Consider the following 19,670-nt stretch of genomic DNA (forward strand, 5'->3'; position numbering starts at 1 on the left):
CCCGCTCCGGGCACCGGCACGGCGCCCGAGCGCGGCTATGGACGGCAGCACGCTGGTAGGAAAGCTCCTACTCGCCTACCCTGCCACTGCTGGCAAACCAGCGCGCCCAGGGCGACTACAGTCGGGCGGTGGTCACATCACCCCGCGACCCGGACAGGAATCTTCAGTGAAATTGCGCACCTACATCGTCGAAGACAACGCCACGATTCGTGAGAATCTGATCGGCACCCTGGAGGAGCTGGCGCAGGTCGAGGCCGTGGGCATGGCCGAGACGGAAGACGATGGCAAGGAGTGGCTGACCTCCCACCCCGCCCACTGGGATCTCGCCATCGTCGATCTGTTCTTGCGCCAGGGCAGCGGCCTTGGCGTGCTGGCCGCCTGCAGGAACCGCACGGCGGGCCAGAAGATGGTGGTGCTGAGCAACTACGCCACGCCCGATGTGCGTATGCGCTGCGCGCAGCTCGGTGTCGATGCCGTCTTCGACAAGTCCAACGAGATCGACGCGCTGGTGGACTACTGCATCCAGCACAGCACCAACGGCGCCACCTCCCGCATGCACGGCTGATCGTTCTTCCCTCTGGCCCGGTGCGGGCGTTCCGCCACCGCAGCCTCCACCCCCTTACGCAAAAAGCCGGTGTCTCCACCGGCTTTTTGCCTGGGTGCCGTGCTTTGCACGCCCGGCCCCGTGGGGTGAGCGGCCAGCACCTGGCGCCGGCCGACCCCCACCCATCGATTCCTGGGAATCAATCGATCAGCTTGTTCTTCAGGGCGTAGTAGGTCAGGTCGCTGTTGGACGACAGCGCCATCTTCTCCATGAGCCGGGTGCGGTAGGTGCTCACCGTCTTGACGCTCAGCGAGAGCGACTTGGCGATGTCGCCCGCCGTCTCGCCCTTGGCGAGCTTCAGGAACACCTGGAACTCGCGTTCCGACAGCTGTTCGTGCGGGGGCGCATCGTCCTTGCGGTTGAGCTGCTGCGCCAGCAGGTCGGCCACGGCCGGGGTGAGGTAGCGGCGGCCGAGCGAGATCGTGCGGATCGCCTCGACGATCTCCTTGGGATCGCATTCCTTGTTGAGGTAGCCGCTCGCGCCCTGGCGGATCAGGTTGATCGCATAGTGCTCTTCCGGGTAGCCACTCAGGATCAGGATGCCCATGTCCGGCGCCTTGGCGCGCAGCATGGCCAGTGCGTCCAGCCCGCTCTGGCCAGGCATGGACAAATCCATCAACAGCACGTCGATCTCTTCGGCGCGCACCAGGTCAATCGCCTCGCGACCGTTGGAGGCTTCTCCCACGACACGCAGGTCCACGTGCTCAGAAAGAAATTGCCGCAGCCCGGAACGGACAATGGCATGGTCATCAACAATCCCAATCTTGATCATTAAGCTTTCTTTCAGAAGGTCGCTCTTTAGCGTTATCGTAAGCCGCTGGCAGGGGCACCGGTCACCCTGACCACACCAAGCCGGCTGCGGCAATTGACATTATCCAGAAAACATTCACCTGTCGTCCGGAGAAACCTATATATGCGCTGGCCCAATTTCCGCAAGATGGCCGTCAGCCTGCCGTTGGCATTGCTGGCGGTGTCTGTGCTGGTGGGCATCAACGAGGTGGGCTATTCCCGCTCGCGCGACGCGGTGAGCGCGCTCACGCGCACCCATGCCACCCGCGCCGCGCTTGACAGGCTGATGCAGAACACGCTGGACGCGGAGACCGGCCTGCGCGGCTATCTGCTGACGGGCGACGAGCGCTACCTGGAGCCCTACCAGAAATCGGTCACCACGTTGACCAGCAACCTCGATGAGCTCCGCGCGCTGTTCATCGACTCGCCCGACGACCTGGCGGACTTCGCCCAGCTGTCCCGGCAGATCGCCCGCAAGATGTCGGAGCTGGACCTGAGCCTGCGGCTGCGCCGCCAGAACAACGACGACGCGTGGAAGTTCGTGCTGTCCACCGACGTGGGCAAGGAAAACATGGACGCCATCCGCGCCCAGGCGTCGCGGCTGATCGACCGCAGCGCGGAGCGCACGGCGCACAGCACGCAGGACATCCTGCATTCGCTGCTGCTGTCGCGCGTCGGCATCGCCGCCTTCGCCGCCATCGTGCTGCTGGCCTTCTACATGTACCTGCACCAAGCGATCACGCTGCAGGCGGTGAGCGAGCGGGAGCAGGAAGTGCTGGCCCGCGAGCGCGACCGGCTGGAAGGCCTGGTGCGCGAGCGCACCGCATCGCTGACCGAGCTGGCGAATCACCTGCAGCAGGTGCGGGAAGACGAGCGCGGCCATCTGGCGCGGGAGCTGCACGACGAGCTGGGCGCGCTGCTCACGGCCGCCAAGCTGGACGTGGCGCGGCTCAAGTCACGCGTGGATGTGCAGGTGCCCGAGATTGCCGAGCGGCTGCGGCACCTCACCGAGACGCTCAACAGCGGCATCGCGCTCAAGCGCCGCATCATCGAGGACCTGCGTCCCTCTTCGCTCTTCAACCTGGGCCTGACCGCGTCGCTGGAAATCCTCACCCGCGAATTCGCCGAGCGCAGCGGCATCGACGTCGAGGTCAATCTCGAGACGGTGGATCTTCCCGAGCCGGTCCAGCTGACGGTGTACCGCGTGGTGCAGGAGTCGCTCACCAACATCGGCCGCTACGCCGACGCACGCAAGGTGCTGGTGGCGGTGCACAACTACCCCACCCATGTGTCGGTACAGATCCGCGACGACGGCAACGGCTTCGACACGTCCACCATCAATGCCAGCTCCCACGGCCTGATGGGCATGCGGCACCGGGTGGAAGCGGCGGGCGGCCGGCTCACGGTGACCTCGGACGTGGGCGAAGGCACTCTCGTGTCCGCGGTGCTTCCGCACGCCTGAAGAGCCCACGGCACAAGCCTGCGCCGCCGCGCCCGGCAGTGCGCGCAGCAGCCTTTTTCCACGGTGTTTTGGGGCCTTCGCGGCCCCGGATTTCCCAGGGATGCAGTCCTACACCGGGGCGCGCAGGACACCGGCATTCCCGCCACACCCTCCTGAATACATTGACACCATGCACCGCGAACCTGGGTGCTGAAGTCAAACCACCGGCTCCCGGGCCGGTTCACAGGAGATGGTTATGTTGCACTACGCAGTCGTTTTTCTGGTCATCGCCCTGGTCGCCGCCCTGTTCGGCTTTGGCGGCATCGCTGCCGGCGCGGTCGGCATCGCCAAGATCCTCTTCTTCGTGTTCGTGATCATGGCCATCGTCACCTTCGTCATGGGCCTGATGAAGCGCAGGTAACCGGCGCCTCGCCTTCCCGCAACGCCCACGCTTTCGCCCCCACGCCGCCCCCACTTGAAAGGTCTTCCCATGAATGTGCAATCCGCCACCGAAAAAGCCGCCAGCACCGCCCACACCGTGGCAGACGGCGTTCTGGACTCCGCCAAGGAGGCCGTGAATGCGACCCGCCGCGCGGCTTCCAACACCCTCGACAAGGCCGAAGCCAGCGTGGACAGCCTGAAGGACGGAGTTAACCCCGCCATCGATGACTTGGCCGCCCGCGCCCAGGAACTGGCGAACCGTGGCATCAACTATTGCGCCGAAACGAGCGAACGCGCCCGCCGCCAGCTGAACCAGGTCGCCGACACCACCACGCGCTACGTGGTCGACCAACCCGGCAAGTCGCTGTTGATCGCCGCTGCCGCCGGTGCCGCCTTCGCCACCATCATCTTCCTGTCGCGGGACAGCAGCGCCCGCCGCCGCGACTACTGAAAAAGCCCCTGACGGCTGCGAACCGCTTTCCTGCCACAGCACTGCCCGACCCCACGACCACCACAGAGCGTTCCATGAAAAACGACAACACGAACCCAGCCACCAGCGCCGACGACGGCGACACCCTGGTGCTCGACGAGCAGGCGCTGCAGCAAGCAGCCACCGAGGACCTGGACGAAGGCGCCGTCACGCCAGCCTATGGCCCGCACCGCGATGCCATCGTCAAGCTGCTGAATGACGCACTGGCAACCGAGCTGGTGTGCGTGCTGCGCTACAAGCGGCATTACTTCACGGCCGACGGCCTGGAGTCGCCCGCCATCGCAGCCGAATTCCTCGTGCACGCTAATGAAGAAGCGGCCCATGCAGACCTGATCGCGCAGCGCATCGTGCAACTGGGCGGCGAGCCTAACTTCTCCCCCGACAGCCTGACCTCGCGCAGCCATGCCCAGTACGACGAGTCGTCGGACCTCAAGGCCATGGTGCGCGCCAATCTGGTGGCCGAACGCATCGCCGTCGAGGCCTACCGTCAGATGATCACCCTGATCGGCGACAAGGACCCGACGACCCGCCGCATGCTCGAAGGCATCCTGGCCGATGAAGAAGAGCATGCCGACGAATTGAAGGACTGGCTGCACCGCTGAGAAGCGGCTGGCCCGTCCCCCAACAGTCCATCGGCCACGGAGGGTGCAACAGGCCGATGAGCTGGAGACTCCCAGCACCCGTTTTCAACCATACCAAGGAAACAATCATGAAATACGCACGTGCCCTCGCTTTCGCAGCCCTGGCTGGCGCCACCATCATCTCCGCCGGCTGCTCGGTCGCCCGTGACCAGCAAACCATGGGCTCCTACGTCGACGACGCAGGCATCACCACCGCAGTGAAGGCCAAGATGGCGGAAGACAAGTCGGTCTCCGCCACCTCGATCAGCGTGGAAACGCTGAACGGCACGGTGCAACTGTCGGGTTTCGCCAAGTCGCAAGCCGAGAAGAACCAGGCCGAAGCCATCGCACGCAACACCAAGAACGTGCGTGACGTGCGCAACAGCATCGTCGTGCGTCCGTAAAGCGACCAGAAGCCCGGACGGGTTTCCACCGGCAGACCGCGCTTCGGCACCGCTGCCGCCCGACACCCGTACCGGACCTTCGAAGGCCACGGTTTCCGTTCCGGAAAGCCGTGGCTTTTTTGTGTGAGCCCCCTCTCTCTTTTCCCTGACCCACCACCCTGGCACGACCGCCCCATACGCTTTTCACCGGTAACCCATCATGCGACTCTTTCACTGCACCCATTGCGGATCCCTGGTGTTCTTCGACAGCTCCGAATGCCTGGGCTGCGGCAGCGCCCTGGCGTTCGACCCGGACCGCCTGGAAATGATGGCGCTGCAGCCTGCCGCCGATGATCCGACCCTGTGGGAACGGTTGAACGACGTGCCTGGCGCCTCGCCCACCGCAGGCACAGCGCCCGCACCCGTCGATGCATCGGCGCCGCCCGCCGACGCCGCGCCGCGCTACCGCATGTGCGCGAACCGCGAGGCCCACAACGCCTGCAACTTCGCCATCCCCTGCGACGCCGGTGCCCCTGCGGCGGCGCCGATGGACGCAGCGCCGGCCGATGCCGTCGGCGACGCAGCGGCAGCCCCGGCCGCCGATGCCGCGCCCATGCTGTGCGTGTCGTGCCAGCAGACGCGGATCTTGCCGGACCTCTCCGACCCGAACAACGTGCGCCGCTGGACGAACATCGAGATCGCCAAGCGCCGCCTCTACTACTCGCTCGCGCAGCTGGACATCGCCCAGATCGAGGGCGAAGCCGGCCCGGTGTACGAATTCAAGGCCGACACCCCGGAAGCGCCGGTGATGACCGGCCACGACGCCGGCGTGATCACGCTGAACGTGGCAGAGGCCGACGACGACGAGCGCACCCGCCGCCGCATCGAGCTGGGCGAGCCCTACCGCACCCTGCTCGGCCACCTACGCCACGAGTCGGGCCATTACTACTGGGATGTGCTGGTGCTGCGCGGCGGGCATGTGGACGCCTACCGCGCCGTGTTCGGCGACGAGCGCGCCGACTATGGCGAGGCCCTGAAGGCGCACTACGCCAGCGCACCGCACACCGGCTGGCAAAACGACTTCATCAGCGACTACGCCACCTCGCACCCCTGGGAAGACTGGGCCGAGACCTGGGCGCACTACCTGCACATGGTCGATCTGCTGGAAACCGCGCAGAGCTACCGCACCGAAGTGGCCATCCCCGGCCCGCTGGGCGAGCCCCGCTACGCCATGGTGAACCCGTTCGGCCAGCCGGTGCCCGACTTCGACGCGATGATGGAAGCCTGGGTGCCGCTGACCCTGCTGCTCAACAGCCTGAACCGCAGCCTGGGCCAGCTCGATGCCTATCCGTTCGCCATGGGCGTGGGCGTCAAGGAGAAGCTGCGCTTCGTCCATTCCCTGGTGCACGGCCAGCTGACGCCCGTGCCGGTGCAGCCCCCCGAGCAGGTGCAGCAGCAGCCGGCGCCCACCGAGGCCCCGCCGCTGGCCGATGCGCCCGCGCCGGTCGATGCCGCCGGCATGGCGGCGCCCGCCCCGGTGGCGGCTGGCGGCCCGGTCCCCGCACCAGCCCTGCAAGGCACGGCGCCGGTCGCCGCAGCGCAACCCAACGATGGCCCGGTGGTCACCGAGCCGATGGACGCGCCCGTTGCCGAAGGCGCACCGCTGGCACCTGAACCTGCGATTCAAAAGTAATAGCAGCCGGCGCCCATTCCACCGGCGCCGGCGGCCATTTTGGCTTGAATCAGCCGGTGGATCGGTCCGCCGTGCCGGCGACGGCTGCCGCGGCGGTGCCCGCAGCGACTTCGGCAACCACCGGGTGGTCTGCCGGCGCCACCGTCACGCCCACCCGCAGCACATGCCGTGCGCCGCCGTGGATCACCCCCCGCAGCGGTGACACGTCGGCATAGTCGCGCCCCACGGCCAGGGTGACGTAGTCCTCTCCCGGCACGCGGTCGTTGGTCGGATCCAGGTCGTGCCAGGCCCCGCCGACCGTGCCGTCGCCGGAGTCGGTCTCCCGCCGTTCGGCGTCGCCTGCGTGCGGCACCCACACCGCCACCCAGGCGTGCGACGCGTCGCTGCCGACGAGCCGCGGCTGGCCGGGCGGTGGCTGCGTCAGCAAGTACCCGCTGACGTAGCGCGCCGCGAGGCCCAGGCCCCGCAGGCAGGCGATCATGATGTGGGCGAAGTCCTGGCACACGCCGCGGCGCATCGCCAGGGCCTCCAGCGCCGGTGTGCTGACGTCGGTGGACGCGGCGGCATAGGTGAAGTCGGCATGGATGCGCGACATCAGGTCGTGCGCCGCCGGCAGCAGGGCGCGCCCCGGCGGGAAGCTGGGCCGGGCGTAGGCCACGAAGTCGGCGTGGCGCGGCACGTAGGGCGAGGCGAAGGTGAACTCGGCCGCGCTCGCGTAGGGTGCACCCCGGTGGTAGCGCAGGCCGTCGCGCACCGCGTCCCAAGGCAGGGACGGCTTCGCGCCACCGCCGTCCGCGCCATCGTCACTTTCATCTTCATCGCCACCGGCGCCGGCCGTCCCGGGCTGCGGCGGCGCCTGGGTTTCCAGCAGGCTTTCGGCCCGCACGCGCAACGACGCGTGCGTGAAAGGCAGGCTGAAGAAGGTGCGGCGGTTGCCGAACACGTCCAGCACCTCGCTGCGCTGCGTCGGGGACGGATCGATGTGGAGGGCATGCTCCAGCACCCGCTGCGCGGCGGTGTCGACAGGCCGCAGATGCGCCACGTGCTGCGCGTTGCTGACGGCCGGGGCATATTCGTACACGGTCTCGTGGATGACGCGCAGCAGCATGGTGGCGGACTTCGTTCGCAGGAAAAAAAGGAAGAAGGGATCAGCTGCCCAGGCTCTGGCGCTGGTCGCCGGAGTGGGTGAAGTAGCGCGCGCCCAGCTGGTCGGAAAGCCGCCACGCATCGGCCGCGCAGCGCGAGAGCATGGCCGCGAGCGCCGCGTAGCGGCCGGCGGCGTCATGCGCGCAGAGCGCCTCCAGCGAGAACTCGGTGGGGTCGAGCACCTCGGCATCGGCCGCCACCGCATCACCCAGCGGCCCGGGCACGCCGCCATCCGCATTGCCGTGCAGCTTGCGCACGCGGCCCCGCAGGGTGTGCGCCACCCAGGCCAGCGAACGCGGGTTATCGGGGTCGAGCACCAGCAGGTCGACCAGCGCGGGCACGTCGTGGCGCAGCTGGTATTGCGCGCGGAAGGTGATGGTGCTGTCGAATAGGGCCACGATGGCCTCGAAGCCTCCTTCGTCCGCCACGGCGCCGCTGTCGAAGCCGCGTGCCAGCGCGTCGGCCAGAAAGCCCAGGCGCTCGATGTGCCGGCCGATGGACAGCAGCCGCCAGCCGTCGTCGCGCATCATGCGGTCGGTCTGCGCTCCGGTCATGGCGGCCATGTGGCCGCTCAGCACCTCCAGCACGCGCAGCGACTCGGGCGCGGAATAGTCGCCGCCGTGCGAGCCGTTCGGGCACTGCTGGAAGAAGTCGGCCTCGGCGCGCACGATCAGGTTCCACTGCTCTTGCGAAAGGCGGTCGCGCACCGCCCCTGCCGCCGCCTTGATGCCCCGCAGGTTATAGCCCACGCTGGTGGCGCGCGTGGTGTCGGCCAGGCCGGCGATCAGCGACCGCTCGAACACGCGCCGCCCCTGCGCTCCGCCGGGCACACCCGGCGCAACCAGGCCCTGGCTGCGGGCCAGCGCGCCGAGCCAGGCCAGCAGAGGCTGGGACGACTGGTCTTCGCCGTTGAGGCTCTGCAGCGCCAGGCGCGCCAGCCGGATGGTGTTCTCCGCCCGCTCGGTGTAGCGGCCCAGCCAGAACAGATTCTCGGCCGACCGGCTCGTCACCTGCCGGCTGCGGTGGGCCACGGCGGGCGCCGCCTGCGCGGCGGGCAGCAGGGTGGTGGTATCCACCGCGCCGTCGGTCAGCGCCCACACGTCGGCACTGCTGCCGCCGCGCTGCATCGACGTGATCTCGTGCGTGCCGGTGGCGATGCGCGCCAGCCCGCCGGGCAGCACGCGCCAGGCGCCGGGCCCGTCCGATACGGCGAAGACCCGCAGCATCACCGAGCGCGGCGCGATGTGGCGGCGGTTCGCCATCGTGCGCCAGGTGGGGGTCTGCGACAGCGGCTGGTAGGCCTGCACCGTGTAGGCATCGCCTTCCTGGTCGATGCGCTGCGACCAGGCTTCGAGCTCCGCGCCCGCCAGCGTGTGGCAGAGCACCGGCATCTCGCCCTGCGCGCCCACGCCGGGCCAGGTCGGGCGGATCACGCTCTGCGCCAGCCGGGGCAGCACGGCCTGGCGCGCCGCGTCTTCGCCGCACCACCAGGTGGGCAGCGACGGCAGGGCCAGCTCCTCGCCCAGCAGCTCGCGCGACAGCGCCGGCAGGAAGCCCAGCAGCGCCGTCGATTCGAGAAAAGCCGAGCCGGGCGCATTGGCCACCAGCACGTTGCCCGCCCGGATCACCTGCAGCAGCCCGGGCACGCCCAGGCGAGAGTCGCTGCGCAGCTCCAGCGGGTCGAGGAATTCGTCGTCCAGCCGCTTGAGGATGCCGTGCACCGGCTGCAGGCCGTGCAGGGTCTTGAGGTAGAGGTGCTCGCCGCGCACGGTGAGGTCGCTCCCCTCGACCAGGGTCAGGCCCAGGTAGCGCGCCAGATAGGCGTGCTCGAAGTAGGTCTCGTTGTACGGCCCGGGCGTGAGCAGCACGATGCGCGCGTCCTGCCCGGCCGGCGTGCGCTGGCGCAGGCTGTCGAGCAGCGCCCGGTAGGTGGCGGCCAGGTGCTGCACCGGCATCTGCCCGAAGGCCTCGGGAAAGAGCCGCGACACCAGCAGGCGGTTTTCGAGCAGGTAGCCGAGGCCGGAGGGCGCCTGGGTGCGCTGCGACACCACCCACCAGTCGCCCTGTTCGTCGCGCGAGAGGTCGAACGCGGCGATGTGCAGGTGCGTGCCGCCCACCGGCACGACGCCGTGCATGGGGCGCAGGTAGCCCGGGTGGCCCTGCACCAGCGCGCTGGGCAGCAGCCCGCTCGACAGCAGCCGCTGCGGGCCGTAGACGTCGGCCATGATGCCTTCGAGCAGGCGCGTGCGCTGTAGCACGCCGGCCTCGATGCGCCCCCAGCTCTGCGCGGTGACGATCAGTGGGAACAGGTCCACCGCCCAGGGGCGCTGCGGCCCATGGCCGTCGGCGTAGACGTTGTAGGTGATGCCGTTGTCGCGCACCTGCCGGCGCAGGCTCAGCGTGCGGCGGTCCAGGTCGCTGAAGCCGTCGGCGCCCAGGTGGCCGAAAAATTCCGCCCAGGCCGGTGTCAGCGGCGCGTCGTCGGCCGGGCGCATGCCGGCGGCGCCCCCGTCGCTGCCGGCCGCGGGCACGCCCACGCCCCGCAGTTCGTCGTAATGGCCGGGCAGCGCGGCAGGCGCCATCGCGGCGGCCCGTTGGGCGGGCGTTTCCTGCGCCGGGTCCGGGTGCAGCGGCAACTGCGACTGAAACTGCGATTGCGATTGCGATTGCGATTGCGATTGCGATTGCGACTGCGACTGCGCCTGCGACGCCAAGAGGGATTCGTTGGAATGTTCCACAGCCACGGAATTGTGCGGCAATTCCGGCCCGCCGCCCGGGTCGCCGGCTGGCGCGGCGGCGGGCCGCGCGCCCTCCCGGGTGCGCGCGGCGGCAGCGGGAGGCGGCGGGCTCAAGGCCGCATGGCGCGGCGCAGGTCGAGCGTGAACGGAAACTCGCGGCTGCCGGGCAGTTCGATGGTGGCGGGCGGCACGTCCATGCGGCCCGGGGTGTGGCCCATGCGGAAGAACCGCGCCAGGCGGCGGCTCTCGGCCTCGTAGGCGTTGACGGGGAAGGTCGAATAGTTGCGGCCGCCCGGGTGCGCCACGTGGTACTGGCAGCCGCCCAGCGAACGGCGCGACCAAGTGTCAACAATGTCGAACGTCAGCGGTGCATGCACGCCGATGGTGGGGTGCAGCGCGCTGGGCGGGTTCCAGGCCTTATATCGCACGCCGGCCACGTATTCGCCCGCGACGCCGGTGGACTGCAGCGGCAGCGGCTCGCCATTGACGGTGATGACGTAGCGGCTTTCGTTGAAGCCGGTGACCGCCACCTCGATGCGTTCCAGCGACGAATCGACATAGCGCATGGTGCCGCCGATGACGCCCTCCTCGCCCATCACGTGCCAGGGCTCGAGGGCATTGCGCAGGGTGAGCTCCACGCCGCGCGACTGCACCTGCCCGATCATCGGGAAGCGGAACTCGAAGTGCGGCGCGAACCAGGCGTCGTCGAACGCGTAGCCTGCCTCGCGCATCTCGGCCAGCACGTCGTGCAGGTCCTGCCGCACGAAGGCCGGCAGCAGCCAGCGGTCGTGCAGCTCGGTGCCCCAGCGCGCGGCGGGCGCCTTGTAGGGCGCGTTCCAGAAGCGGGCGATCATGGCGCGCAGCAGCAGCTGCTGCACCACGCTCATGCGGGCATGCGGCGGCATCTCGAAGGCCCGCAGCTCCAGCAGGCCCAGGCGGCCGGTGCTACTGTCGGGCGAGTACATCTTGTCGATGCAGAACTCGCTGCGGTGGGTGTTGCCCGTCACGTCGATCAGGATGTTGCGCAGCGTGCGGTCCACCAGCCAGGGCGGCATGTCCTGGCCATGGATGGCGCGGTTGTTCTCGATCTCGCGCAGCGCGATCTCCAGCTCGTAGAGCTGGTCGTTGCGGGCTTCATCGACACGCGGCGCCTGGCTGGTCGGGCCGATGAACATGCCGCTGAAGAGGTAGCTCAAGGACGGGTGGTTGTGCCAGTAGAGGATCAGGCTGGCCAGCAGTTCGGGCTTGCGCAGGAAGGGCGAGTCGGCCGGCGTGGCGCCGCCCATCACGAAGTGGTTGCCGCCGCCGGTGCCGGTGTGGCGGCCGTCGGTCATGAACTTCTCGGCCGACAGGCGCGTCTCGAAGGCGCTCTGGTAGAGGAATTCGGTGTGCTGCACCAGCTCGCCCCAGTGGTGGGCGGGGTGGATGTTCACCTCGATCACGCCGGGGTCGGGCGTGACCTGCAGCAGCTTCAGGCGGGGGTCGCGCGGTGGCGGATAGCCTTCCAGCACGATCTGCACGCCCAGTTCCTCGGCCGTGGCTTCCACTGCGGACAGCAGGTCGAGGTAGTCGTCCAGCCGGGCCAGCGGCGGCATGAAGACGTAGAGGACGCTGGAAGCTTCGCCCAGCGCTTCGGATTTGGGGCCATTGGCGCGGCGCGGGTCGCGGGCTTCCACGCATAGCGCCGTACGGGTGTGGCCCTGGGCCGACTCGAACCGGTCGGGCACCTTCACGAAGTCGGCGGGCTCGGCCTGGACGGGGCCCGAGGCATTCGCCGCGCCGGTGGATCCGGCAGCGCCCGCGCCCACAGCGCCGGGCGCCGAGGTCGCGCCGGGGGCTCCGGCCTCGGCGACGGCCGCCGGCCGCACCTGCACCCTGCGGCGCGCTTCGCCCGGTACGCTGGCACCGGCCAGGTAAGGAAGGTCCCGGCCGCCCGCGACTGCGCCACCCACCGGCACGGCGTAGCGCGCCCGCAGCGCGGCGGAGGCCGGCAGCCCCTGCGTGGCGACGGACGGGTCTTGCGGGATAAGGTAGGGATAGTCGGACTCGCTCACCCAGGGCAGCGAATCGAGCGGCAGGCGGTAGCCCATGGGCGAGTCGCCCGGGATGAGGTACATGCGCTCGTCGCGGAAGAACCAGGGGCCGGTCTTCCAGGCGGTGCCGGCGAGCGGTGGCTGCCCTTCGGCGGGTTCCAGCGGCAGCATGTAGCCGATCACGCTGTCGAGCTTTTGCGCGAAGACGCGGCGCAGGCGGGCGCGCTCGAGTTCGTCGTCCAGCCGGGCGTCGAACGGATCGACGTTGACCGGCAGGCGGCGCTCACGCCACAGGTAGTACCAGGTGTCTTCGTACCCCGGCTGGATGAAGCCGTCCTCCAGCCCCAGCTTGGCCGTGAGGTGGTGGATGAAGCGGCGCGCGTCCTCGCTGGTGTAGTGCTGCGGCTGGCGCTCGTCGGCGAAGAGCTTGGGGTTGTTCCAGGCCGGCTGTCCGTCGGCGCGCCAGCAGATGGAGAGGGCCCAGCGCGGCAGTTGCTCGCCCGGGTACCACTTGCCCTGGCCGAAGTGCAGGAAGCCGCCCTCGCCGTACTCGGCGCGCAGCTTGTGGACCAGCTCGGTCGCATAGCCGCGCTTGGTGGGGCCCAGGGCGTCGGTGTTCCATTCGGGTGCGTCGCGGTCGCTCACGGCCACGAAGGTGGGCTCGCCGCCCATGGTCAGGCGCACGTCGCCGGCCACCAGGTCGGCATCCACCGCCTCGCCCAGGGCGAGCACGGCCTGCCACTGCTCTTCGGTGTACGGCTTGGTGACGCGGGGCGACTCATGGATGCGGGTGACCCGCATGTCGTGGCGGAAGACGACCTCGGCCTCGTCCACCAGCCCTTCGATGGGCGCGGCGGTGGAGGGCTGCGGCGTGCAGGCGAGCGGAATGTGCCCTTCGCCCGCCATCAGGCCGCTGGTGGCGTCCAGCCCCACCCAGCCGGCGCCGGGCAGGTAGACCTCGCACCAGGCGTGCAGGTCGGTGAAGTCGTGGTCGGTGCCGCTCGGGCCGTCGAGCGATTTCACGTCGGGCGTCAGCTGGATGAGGTAGCCCGACACGAAGCGCGCCGCCAGCCCCAGGTGGCGCAGCACCTGCACCAGCAGCCAGCCGGAGTCGCGGCAGGAGCCGCTGCCGTTGGCCAGCGTTTCCTCGGGCGTCTGCACGCCGGGTTCCATACGGATGAGGTAGCGGATGTCGCGCGCCACCTGCTGGTTGATGGCGACGAGGAAGTCCATGGTCCGCCGCTCGGTGACGTCGATCCTGGCCAGGTAGTCCTCGAGCAGCGGGGTGACGGGCTCGGTCGCCAGGTAGGGCGCCAGTTCCTGCGCCTGCTCGGCGCTGTAGCGGAAGGGGAAGTTCTCGGCCTGCGGTTCGAGGAAGAAATCGAACGGGTTGTAGACCGACATCTCGACCACCAAGTCGACCGTGACCTTGAATTCGGTGGCCTTGTCCGGGAAGACCAGCCGCGCCTGGTAGTTGGCGAACGGGTCCTGCTGCCAGTTGATGAAGTGGTTGGCGGGCTCGACGGTCAGCGAGTAGGACACCACATGGCTGCGGCAGTGCGGCGCGGGCCGAAGGCGCACGATCTGCGGGCCCAGTCCGATGGGCCGATCGTACGTGTAGTGGGTGACGTGGTGGAGTGCGGCATGGATGGACATATGGCCGCCATCCTAGCAAGTCCCGAGCCTGTTTTAGTGGTCGGAACGGCTGGTTGACATATCAGTGGGGCGCGCGGCCCACCTTGGCGAGCAACTGGCGCAGCACGGCGGGGGAGACGAACTTGTCCACCTCGCCGCCCAGGGTGGCGATCTCGCGCACGAAGGTGCTGCTGATGAACTGGAAGCGGTCGCTGGGCGTGAGGAAGACGGTTTCCACCTCGGGCATGAGCGTGCGGTTCATGCCGGCGAGCTGGAATTCATAGTCGAAGTCGGTCACGGCGCGCAGGCCGCGCACCATGGCCTTGGCGCCACGGGCCACCACGAAGTCGCGCAGCAGGCCGGAGAAGCTCTCCACCTGCACCTGCGGATACGGCGCCACGGCTTCGCGCACCAGGGCGATGCGCTCTTCGAGGCTGAACAGGGTCTTCTTGTGGTGCCCGGCCGCCACCGCGACGATCACCCGCCCGAACAGCTGGGTGGCGCGGCGCACCACGTCTTCATGGCCCAGGGTGATGGGGTCGAAGGTTCCGGGATAGACGGCGAGCACGTTCTGAGCCATGGCGGTAGGGAGTCCAGCGTGGAAGTGGGCGGATTATGCAGTGCCCCGCCAGGACGGCGCCACCACCCCGAATCCGCACCAAAACAGGCTCCAGCGCTTGTTCCACCAGCGCGTGAAGCTATCATTTCGATAGCGTTGCTAGGCGGCGCCGCTCGCACCCTCTGGCGCCGCCGCGGCGGGCCGCAGCAGGTGCGCGTGCACGGCTCCCGCCTTCAGGTGGCGGTGCAAGGCCAGGCCCAGCGGGGCGAGGGCGTCCTGCGCCCACGCGGCCGGGGCCTCCAGGTAGATGAAGCCGTCGGGCGCCAGTGCGCGGGCGGCGGCCTGCAGGGCGGGCGCGAACAGCTCGCCGCCGAAGGGCGGATCGATCAGCACCAGATGCTGGCTGCCCGGCACCAGGGCGCGCAGGGCCGCCACGCCGTCGCCGCGCTGCACGCGCACGGCCTCGGCACCCAGCTTGCGGCGCACGGCCTCCAGCTGGGTGGCCAGGGCGGCGTCGCTTTCCACCAGCACGACCTGCGCGGCGCCGCGCGAGGCGGCCTCCAGCCCCAGCGCGCCGGTGCCGGCGAAGGCGTCGATGCAGCGCCAGCCGGTCAGGTCCTGCCCCAGCCAGTTGAACAGCGTCTCGCGCACCCGGTCGGGCGTGGGGCGCAGGCCGGGTCGGTCGGCCACCGCCAGGCGGGTGCGCTTCCACAGCCCGCCGACGATGCGGATCTCGCCCGCGCCGCCCGCCCGGGCTGCCCTGGCGCCACCGGCGGGCGACGAGGCACCGGCGCGGCTGGGGGAGCGCGATGCGCCGGCCTTGGCGGGAGCGGCTTTGCGCGCGCTCATGGCCTGGCTCCCGCAGGCGCGGCCGACAGGCCCGCCGCCGCAGGGGCATCGGCCGCAGCAGCCGGCGCAGCACCGCCCACCACCACGGTCACCATGCGGTCCGGCTGCAGCTTGCGCTGCATGGCGGCGCGGATGTCGGCCACGGTGAGCGCGGCGACCCGGTCGGTCCAGTGTTCCAGGTAGTCCAGCGGCAGGTCGTTGGTGGCGATGTTCATCACGTTCGCCAGCAGTTTGCGGTTGCTGTCGATGCGCAGGGCGAAGCCGCCGATGAGGTTGTCCTTGGCGGCGCGCAGCTCGGCCTCGGCGGGACCCTGCTCGACGAAGCGCCGGACCACGTCCTGCGACACCTGCACCGCCTGCGCCGCCTGGTCGGGCCGGGTCTGCAGGCCGACGGTGAACGAGCCGGCATTCAGCCCCGGCGAGAAGCCGCTGCCCACGCTGTAGCTCAGGCCCCGCTTCTCGCGCACCTCGTTCATCAGGCGCGAGGTGAAGCTGCCGCCGCCCAGGATGTGGTTGCCCACCAGCAGCGCGAGGAAGTCCGGGTCCTTGCGCACGAACCCGGGCTGGCCGATGTAGACGTGCGCCTGGGCGGAGGCGAACGGAATGTCTTCGCGCACGGCCCGGGCCAGCGGCTGCACGGCGGGCACTTCGGGCAGCGGCGCGCAGGCGCTGGCGGCGGCGCCGGCCGGCGGCGCGGGCAGTTGCGACAGCAGCGTCTGCACCAGGGTCTGCGCCTGGGCGCGCGTCACCGCGCCGACGATGGCGACCTTGGCCCGGCAGGGCTGCACGTAGCGCTGGTGGAAGGCCTCGAGGTCGGCGGCCTCGATGCGGGCCAGCGTCTCGGGCGTGGCGCGCTGGCCGTAGGGATGGCTGCCGTACACGGCGGCGGAGAACGCCTTGGCGGCGATGGTGCCGGGGCGGGTTTCGGCTTCTTTCAGCGCGGCGCTCCAGCGGGCGCGTTCGCGCTGCCAGATGTCGGCCGGGTAGCTGGGCTGGCCCAGCTGGCGGGCAGCGAGCCGGGCGGCGCGGTCCAGCAGGTCGGGCTCGGTCAGCGAGCGCAGCGAATAGCTCAGCGCGTCGCGGTCCGCCCCGGCGTCGAACGACGCGCCCAGGTCGGCCCAGGCTTCGCCCAGCGCGTTCTCGTCCATCGCGGGCGCATCGCCCGGCCCGGCCTTCACGCCCTTGGACGTCATCGCCCCGGCCGCGCTGGCCAGGCCGGCCTGCGGCGCCGGATCGCGCCGGCTGCCGGCGTCGAAGTCCACCTGCACGTCCACCATCGGAATGCCGGGGCTCTCCACCAGCCAGACTCGGGCGCCGCTCGGCTCCGTCCAGTGCTGGATGGGCAGCAGCGCCCAGGCGGAATTGGTATAAAAAATGGCTCCAGCGCTGATGAATAAAGCGCGGACAGCTATCTTTTTGATAGTAATGATCAATTTCATGGGTCAGGGCTCCCGGCTCAGTGCAGACGGCCGCCGGCTTCGGCGGGCTGGGCCGGCGCGCGGCGGGCGTTGGGGTCGAGGGGCTGGGGCAGCAGGGTGCCCACGGTGAGCTGCTCTTCGCCGAAGTAGCGCGCGGCCACGGCCTGCACCTCGGCCGGCGTCACGCCGCGCAGCAGCGCCAGCAGCTTCGTGTCGGCATCGAGCGGCAGACCCGCGACCCAGTTGCTGCCCAAGTCGCTCGCCTGGCTCTGCAGCGAGTCGCGCTCGTAGATGGTGGACGCCGCCCACTGCGTCTTCACGCGGTTGAGCTCGGCCTCGCTCACGCCGTCCTTCGCGATGCGGGCCACCTCGGCGCGCAGGCCCTCTTCCACCTGCGCCGCCGTCTTGCCGGCCGAGGGCACGCCCGTCAGCAGGAAGAGGCTCGGGCCGCGCCCGAACACCGAGGCGGAGCTGCCCGTGCCGTCGGCCACGCGGCCCTCGCCCTGGCGCAGCGCGCGGTCCAGGCGGGCGCCGTCGTAGCCGCTCAGCACGGCCGACAGCACCACCAGGCCCAGCGCGTCGCGGTCTGTGGCCGTGAGGTTCTCGATGCGGCGCATGCTGGGCACCCGGTAGGCCAGGGCGACGTAGGCCTGCTCGGCCGGCGCCTTGAAGGCGATGCGGCGGATGCCGCGCTGCTGGGGCTCGGGCCGGGGCTTGCGCGTCGGCACGGCGCGGGCGGGAATGCGGCCGTAGGTCTGCTCGGCCAGGGCGCGCACGCGCTCGGGGTCCACGTCGCCCGCGACCACCACCACGGCGTTGGCAGGCACATACCACTGGCGATGGAAGGCGCGTACGTCGCCCGCGGTCATCGCATCGAGGTCGCCCATCCAGCCGATCACCGGCCGGTGGTAGGGCGAGGCGATGAAGGTGGCGGCGTAGAGCTGCTCCATCAGCGCGGCGCGGGGCTGGTCGTCGGTGCGCATGCGGCGCTCTTCCTTGATGACCTCGATCTCGCGCTTGAATTCGTCGTCGGGCCACTGGTTGTTGGCGAAGCGGTCCGATTCGAGCTTCATGACGTCGGCCAGCCGGCTGGCAGGGATCTGCTGGTAGTAGCCGGTGTAGTCGTAGCTGGTGAAGGCGTTTTCCTGCCCGCCCAGGGCCGCCACGCGGCGGGAGAATTCGCCCGGCTTCACCGTCCTGGAGCCCTTGAACATCATGTGTTCCAGCGCATGGGCCACGCCCGAGGTGCCGTCCACTTCGTCCATCGAGCCCACCCGCACCCAGACCATGTGCACCGCCGTGGGCGCGCGGCGGTCGGGCTGCACGATGAGCTGCATGCCGTTCTTCAAGGTGAACTGACGGGGCGCCAGGGCCGCCGCGCCGGGCGAGGCGGCCGGCGCCGGCGCGACGGCGGCGGGAGTGGCGAGGGCCGCGGGCGACGGCGTGGCCGAGGGGGCGGGTGCAGCGGGGGCCTGCGCCCCGGCATGCAGGCAGGCCGACAGGCCCAGGAGGGTGATGGCGCGTTTCATAGAATGGCTGCGATTCTAAGAACCCCCCAATGTTCAGTTTTTTCAAGAAAAAGCCCCCATCCCCCGCGGACGCTCCGCCCTCCCCCGCAGCCACGCCCGCCTTGACGCCGCCAGCGGACGCGCCCACCCCGCCCGAGGCGGAGCCCGGGTCGCTGGCCGCCAAGGGCATGGGCTGGCTGCGCAACCCGTTCGGCGCCAAGCCCTCGGCGACCGAAGCCAGCGAGCCGGCGCCCGCCGTGCCGGCCCCGCCGGCCGCCACCGCCGCTACCCCGGCCGCGCCGCCGCCCTCGGCCCTCGTGGCACCCGCCGAGCCGCCGTCGCTCGCCGAACGCAAGGGCTGGCTCGACCGGCTCAGGACCGGGCTGCGCAAAACGGGCAGCAGCATCACCACCGTCTTCGCCGGCACGCAGATCAACGACGCGCTGTACGAGGAGCTGGAAGAGGCGCTGCTGATGGCCGACACCGGCGTCAAGGCCACGCAGCACCTGCTGGCCGACCTGAAGCGCCGCGTGAAGGAGGCGAAAGCCACCGAGCCGGCGGCCGTGAAGGGCCTGCTGGCCGACGCGCTGACCGACCTGCTGAAGCCGCTGGAGAAATCGCTGGTGATCGGCCAGTACACGCCCACCGTCATCATGGTGGCGGGGGTGAACGGGGCCGGCAAGACGACCTCCATCGGCAAGCTGACCCGGCACCTGGCCGGCGAAGGCGCGGCCGTGCTGCTGGCGGCGGCCGACACCTTCCGCGCCGCGGCCCGCGAACAGCTGGGCGTGTGGGCCGACCGCAACACGGTGGAGATCGTGAGCCAGGAAGGCGGCGACCCGTCGGCCGTGAGCTTCGACGCGGTGACCGCCGGCAAGGCGCGCGGCAAGGACGTGGTGCTGGTGGACACGGCCGGCCGCCTGCCCACCCAGCTGCACCTGATGCAGGAGCTGCAGAAGATCCGCCGCGTGGTCACCAAAGCCGACGTCACGGCGCCGCACGAGGTGCTGCTGGTGATCGACGGCAACACCGGCCAGAACGCGCTGGCGCAGGTGCGGGCCTTCGATGACGCCTTGCAGCTCACGGGGCTGATCGTGACCAAGCTGGACGGCACGGCCAAGGGCGGCGTGCTGGCCGCCATCGCGCAGGAGCGGCCGATCCCGGTCTACTTCATCGGCGTGGGGGAGAAGCTGGAAGACCTCGAAACCTTCGACGCCCGGGAGTTCGCGCAGGCCCTGTTGACCTGACGCTGCCCCGCACCGACGCGTCGCCCGCCTTGGCGCGGCGCCCTTCGTGCCCCCAAGCCTCCTGGATGCGAATCCA

16 protein-coding genes are annotated in these 19,670 nt (G+C 70.0%); 8 read left to right on the plus strand and 8 right to left on the minus strand.

Annotation, left to right across the window (positions count from 1 at the left end):
• The first annotated feature begins 166 nt into the window (after positions 1–166).
• A complete protein-coding gene (locus tag ABWV53_RS19280) occupies positions 167–565 on the plus strand; it encodes a response regulator (RefSeq protein WP_353367756.1) in 399 nt (132 codons plus the stop codon).
• A gap of 178 nt (positions 566–743) precedes the next feature.
• Here the strand turns inward: ABWV53_RS19280 and ABWV53_RS19285 are convergent, their stop codons facing one another.
• Positions 744–1,376 carry a response regulator gene (locus tag ABWV53_RS19285; protein ID WP_056662412.1) on the minus strand — a complete coding sequence of 211 codons (633 nt, stop codon included), beginning with the start codon at positions 1,374–1,376 and terminating at the stop codon, positions 744–746.
• A 141-nt stretch (positions 1,377–1,517) separates the two neighbouring features.
• Between ABWV53_RS19285 and ABWV53_RS19290 the strand changes: the two genes are divergently transcribed.
• From ABWV53_RS19290 to ABWV53_RS19315, 6 genes are all read left to right on the plus strand, one after another.
• Positions 1,518–2,855: a sensor histidine kinase gene (locus tag ABWV53_RS19290; protein ID WP_353367757.1), complete on the plus strand. Its 1,338-nt coding sequence runs from the start codon at positions 1,518–1,520 to the stop codon at positions 2,853–2,855.
• A 235-nt stretch (positions 2,856–3,090) separates the two neighbouring features.
• Complete coding sequence (locus ABWV53_RS19295; protein ID WP_353367758.1) at positions 3,091–3,255, plus strand: DUF1328 domain-containing protein; 165 nt, start codon at positions 3,091–3,093, stop codon at positions 3,253–3,255.
• A 69-nt stretch (positions 3,256–3,324) separates the two neighbouring features.
• Positions 3,325–3,726: a hypothetical protein gene (locus ABWV53_RS19300; protein ID WP_353367759.1), complete on the plus strand. Its 402-nt coding sequence runs from the start codon at positions 3,325–3,327 to the stop codon at positions 3,724–3,726.
• 74 nt (positions 3,727–3,800) lie between these two features.
• Positions 3,801–4,367 carry a ferritin-like domain-containing protein gene (locus ABWV53_RS19305; protein ID WP_353367760.1) on the plus strand — a complete coding sequence of 189 codons (567 nt, stop codon included), beginning with the start codon at positions 3,801–3,803 and terminating at the stop codon, positions 4,365–4,367.
• Positions 4,368–4,474: 107 nt separating this feature from the next.
• Positions 4,475–4,789, plus strand: a complete 315-nt coding sequence (locus ABWV53_RS19310; RefSeq protein WP_353367761.1) for a BON domain-containing protein — start codon at positions 4,475–4,477, stop codon at positions 4,787–4,789.
• A 199-nt stretch (positions 4,790–4,988) separates the two neighbouring features.
• Entirely contained in the window at positions 4,989–6,461 is a 1,473-nt protein-coding gene (locus ABWV53_RS19315; protein ID WP_353367762.1) for a zinc-binding metallopeptidase family protein, read from the plus strand.
• A gap of 49 nt (positions 6,462–6,510) precedes the next feature.
• Here ABWV53_RS19315 and ABWV53_RS19320 read toward each other — a convergent pair whose 3' ends face one another.
• The 7 genes from ABWV53_RS19320 to ABWV53_RS19350 all read right to left on the minus strand — a co-directional run bounded on the left by ABWV53_RS19320 (position 6,511) and on the right by ABWV53_RS19350 (position 18,368).
• Complete coding sequence (locus ABWV53_RS19320; protein ID WP_353367763.1) at positions 6,511–7,569, minus strand: transglutaminase family protein; 1,059 nt, start codon at positions 7,567–7,569, stop codon at positions 6,511–6,513.
• Between the two features lie 40 nt (positions 7,570–7,609).
• Entirely contained in the window at positions 7,610–10,189 is a 2,580-nt protein-coding gene (locus tag ABWV53_RS19325) for a circularly permuted type 2 ATP-grasp protein (RefSeq protein ID WP_353367834.1), read from the minus strand.
• Between the two features lie 266 nt (positions 10,190–10,455).
• Positions 10,456–14,034: a transglutaminase family protein gene (locus ABWV53_RS19330; RefSeq protein ID WP_353367764.1), complete on the minus strand. Its 3,579-nt coding sequence runs from the start codon at positions 14,032–14,034 to the stop codon at positions 10,456–10,458.
• Between the two features lie 61 nt (positions 14,035–14,095).
• Positions 14,096–14,593 (minus strand): pantetheine-phosphate adenylyltransferase, encoded by a 498-nt coding sequence (gene coaD / locus ABWV53_RS19335; RefSeq protein ID WP_353367765.1) that lies wholly within the window; start codon positions 14,591–14,593, stop codon positions 14,096–14,098.
• 138 nt (positions 14,594–14,731) lie between these two features.
• Entirely contained in the window at positions 14,732–15,421 is a 690-nt protein-coding gene (rsmD, locus tag ABWV53_RS19340; RefSeq protein WP_353367766.1) for a 16S rRNA (guanine(966)-N(2))-methyltransferase RsmD, read from the minus strand.
• The gene (locus tag ABWV53_RS19345; protein ID WP_353367767.1) at positions 15,418–16,860 is read right to left on the minus strand and encodes a M16 family metallopeptidase; all 1,443 of its coding nucleotides are present in this window, start codon (positions 16,858–16,860) and stop codon (positions 15,418–15,420) included. Before ABWV53_RS19345 ends, rsmD begins: the two co-directional genes overlap by 4 nt.
• 17 nt (positions 16,861–16,877) lie before the next feature.
• Entirely contained in the window at positions 16,878–18,368 is a 1,491-nt protein-coding gene (locus ABWV53_RS19350) for a M16 family metallopeptidase (protein WP_353367768.1), read from the minus strand.
• A gap of 29 nt (positions 18,369–18,397) precedes the next feature.
• Between ABWV53_RS19350 and ftsY the strand changes: the two genes are divergently transcribed.
• Positions 18,398–19,594, plus strand: a complete 1,197-nt coding sequence (gene ftsY / locus ABWV53_RS19355; protein WP_353367769.1) for a signal recognition particle-docking protein FtsY — start codon at positions 18,398–18,400, stop codon at positions 19,592–19,594.
• The last annotated feature ends 76 nt before the right edge of the window (positions 19,595–19,670 follow it).

Origin of the sequence: Acidovorax sp. FG27, from assembly GCF_040365715.1 — a bacterium.
Lineage (GTDB): Bacteria > Pseudomonadota > Gammaproteobacteria > Burkholderiales > Burkholderiaceae_C > Paracidovorax.

What these genes read in the sequence shown, in the direction of transcription:
- ABWV53_RS19285 (WP_056662412.1), bottom strand. Translation starts at nt 1,376, where the DNA reads ATGATCAAGATTGGGATTGTTGATGACCATGCCATTGTCCGTTCCGGG.
- ABWV53_RS19290 (WP_353367757.1), top strand. Translation starts at nt 1,518, where the DNA reads ATGCGCTGGCCCAATTTCCGCAAGATGGCCGTCAGCCTGCCGTTGGCA.
- ABWV53_RS19295 (WP_353367758.1), top strand. Translation starts at nt 3,091, where the DNA reads ATGTTGCACTACGCAGTCGTTTTTCTGGTCATCGCCCTGGTCGCCGCC.
- ABWV53_RS19300 (WP_353367759.1), top strand. Translation starts at nt 3,325, where the DNA reads ATGAATGTGCAATCCGCCACCGAAAAAGCCGCCAGCACCGCCCACACC.
- ABWV53_RS19305 (WP_353367760.1), top strand. Translation starts at nt 3,801, where the DNA reads ATGAAAAACGACAACACGAACCCAGCCACCAGCGCCGACGACGGCGAC.
- ABWV53_RS19310 (WP_353367761.1), top strand. Translation starts at nt 4,475, where the DNA reads ATGAAATACGCACGTGCCCTCGCTTTCGCAGCCCTGGCTGGCGCCACC.
- ABWV53_RS19315 (WP_353367762.1), top strand. Translation starts at nt 4,989, where the DNA reads ATGCGACTCTTTCACTGCACCCATTGCGGATCCCTGGTGTTCTTCGAC.
- ABWV53_RS19320 (WP_353367763.1), bottom strand. Translation starts at nt 7,569, where the DNA reads ATGCTGCTGCGCGTCATCCACGAGACCGTGTACGAATATGCCCCGGCC.
- ABWV53_RS19325 (WP_353367834.1), bottom strand. Translation starts at nt 10,189, where the DNA reads ATGGCGCCTGCCGCGCTGCCCGGCCATTACGACGAACTGCGGGGCGTG.
- ABWV53_RS19330 (WP_353367764.1), bottom strand. Translation starts at nt 14,034, where the DNA reads ATGTCCATCCATGCCGCACTCCACCACGTCACCCACTACACGTACGAT.
- coaD (WP_353367765.1), bottom strand. Translation starts at nt 14,593, where the DNA reads ATGGCTCAGAACGTGCTCGCCGTCTATCCCGGAACCTTCGACCCCATC.
- rsmD (WP_353367766.1), bottom strand. Translation starts at nt 15,421, where the DNA reads ATGAGCGCGCGCAAAGCCGCTCCCGCCAAGGCCGGCGCATCGCGCTCC.
- ABWV53_RS19345 (WP_353367767.1), bottom strand. Translation starts at nt 16,860, where the DNA reads ATGAAATTGATCATTACTATCAAAAAGATAGCTGTCCGCGCTTTATTC.
- ABWV53_RS19350 (WP_353367768.1), bottom strand. Translation starts at nt 18,368, where the DNA reads ATGAAACGCGCCATCACCCTCCTGGGCCTGTCGGCCTGCCTGCATGCC.
- ftsY (WP_353367769.1), top strand. Translation starts at nt 18,398, where the DNA reads ATGTTCAGTTTTTTCAAGAAAAAGCCCCCATCCCCCGCGGACGCTCCG.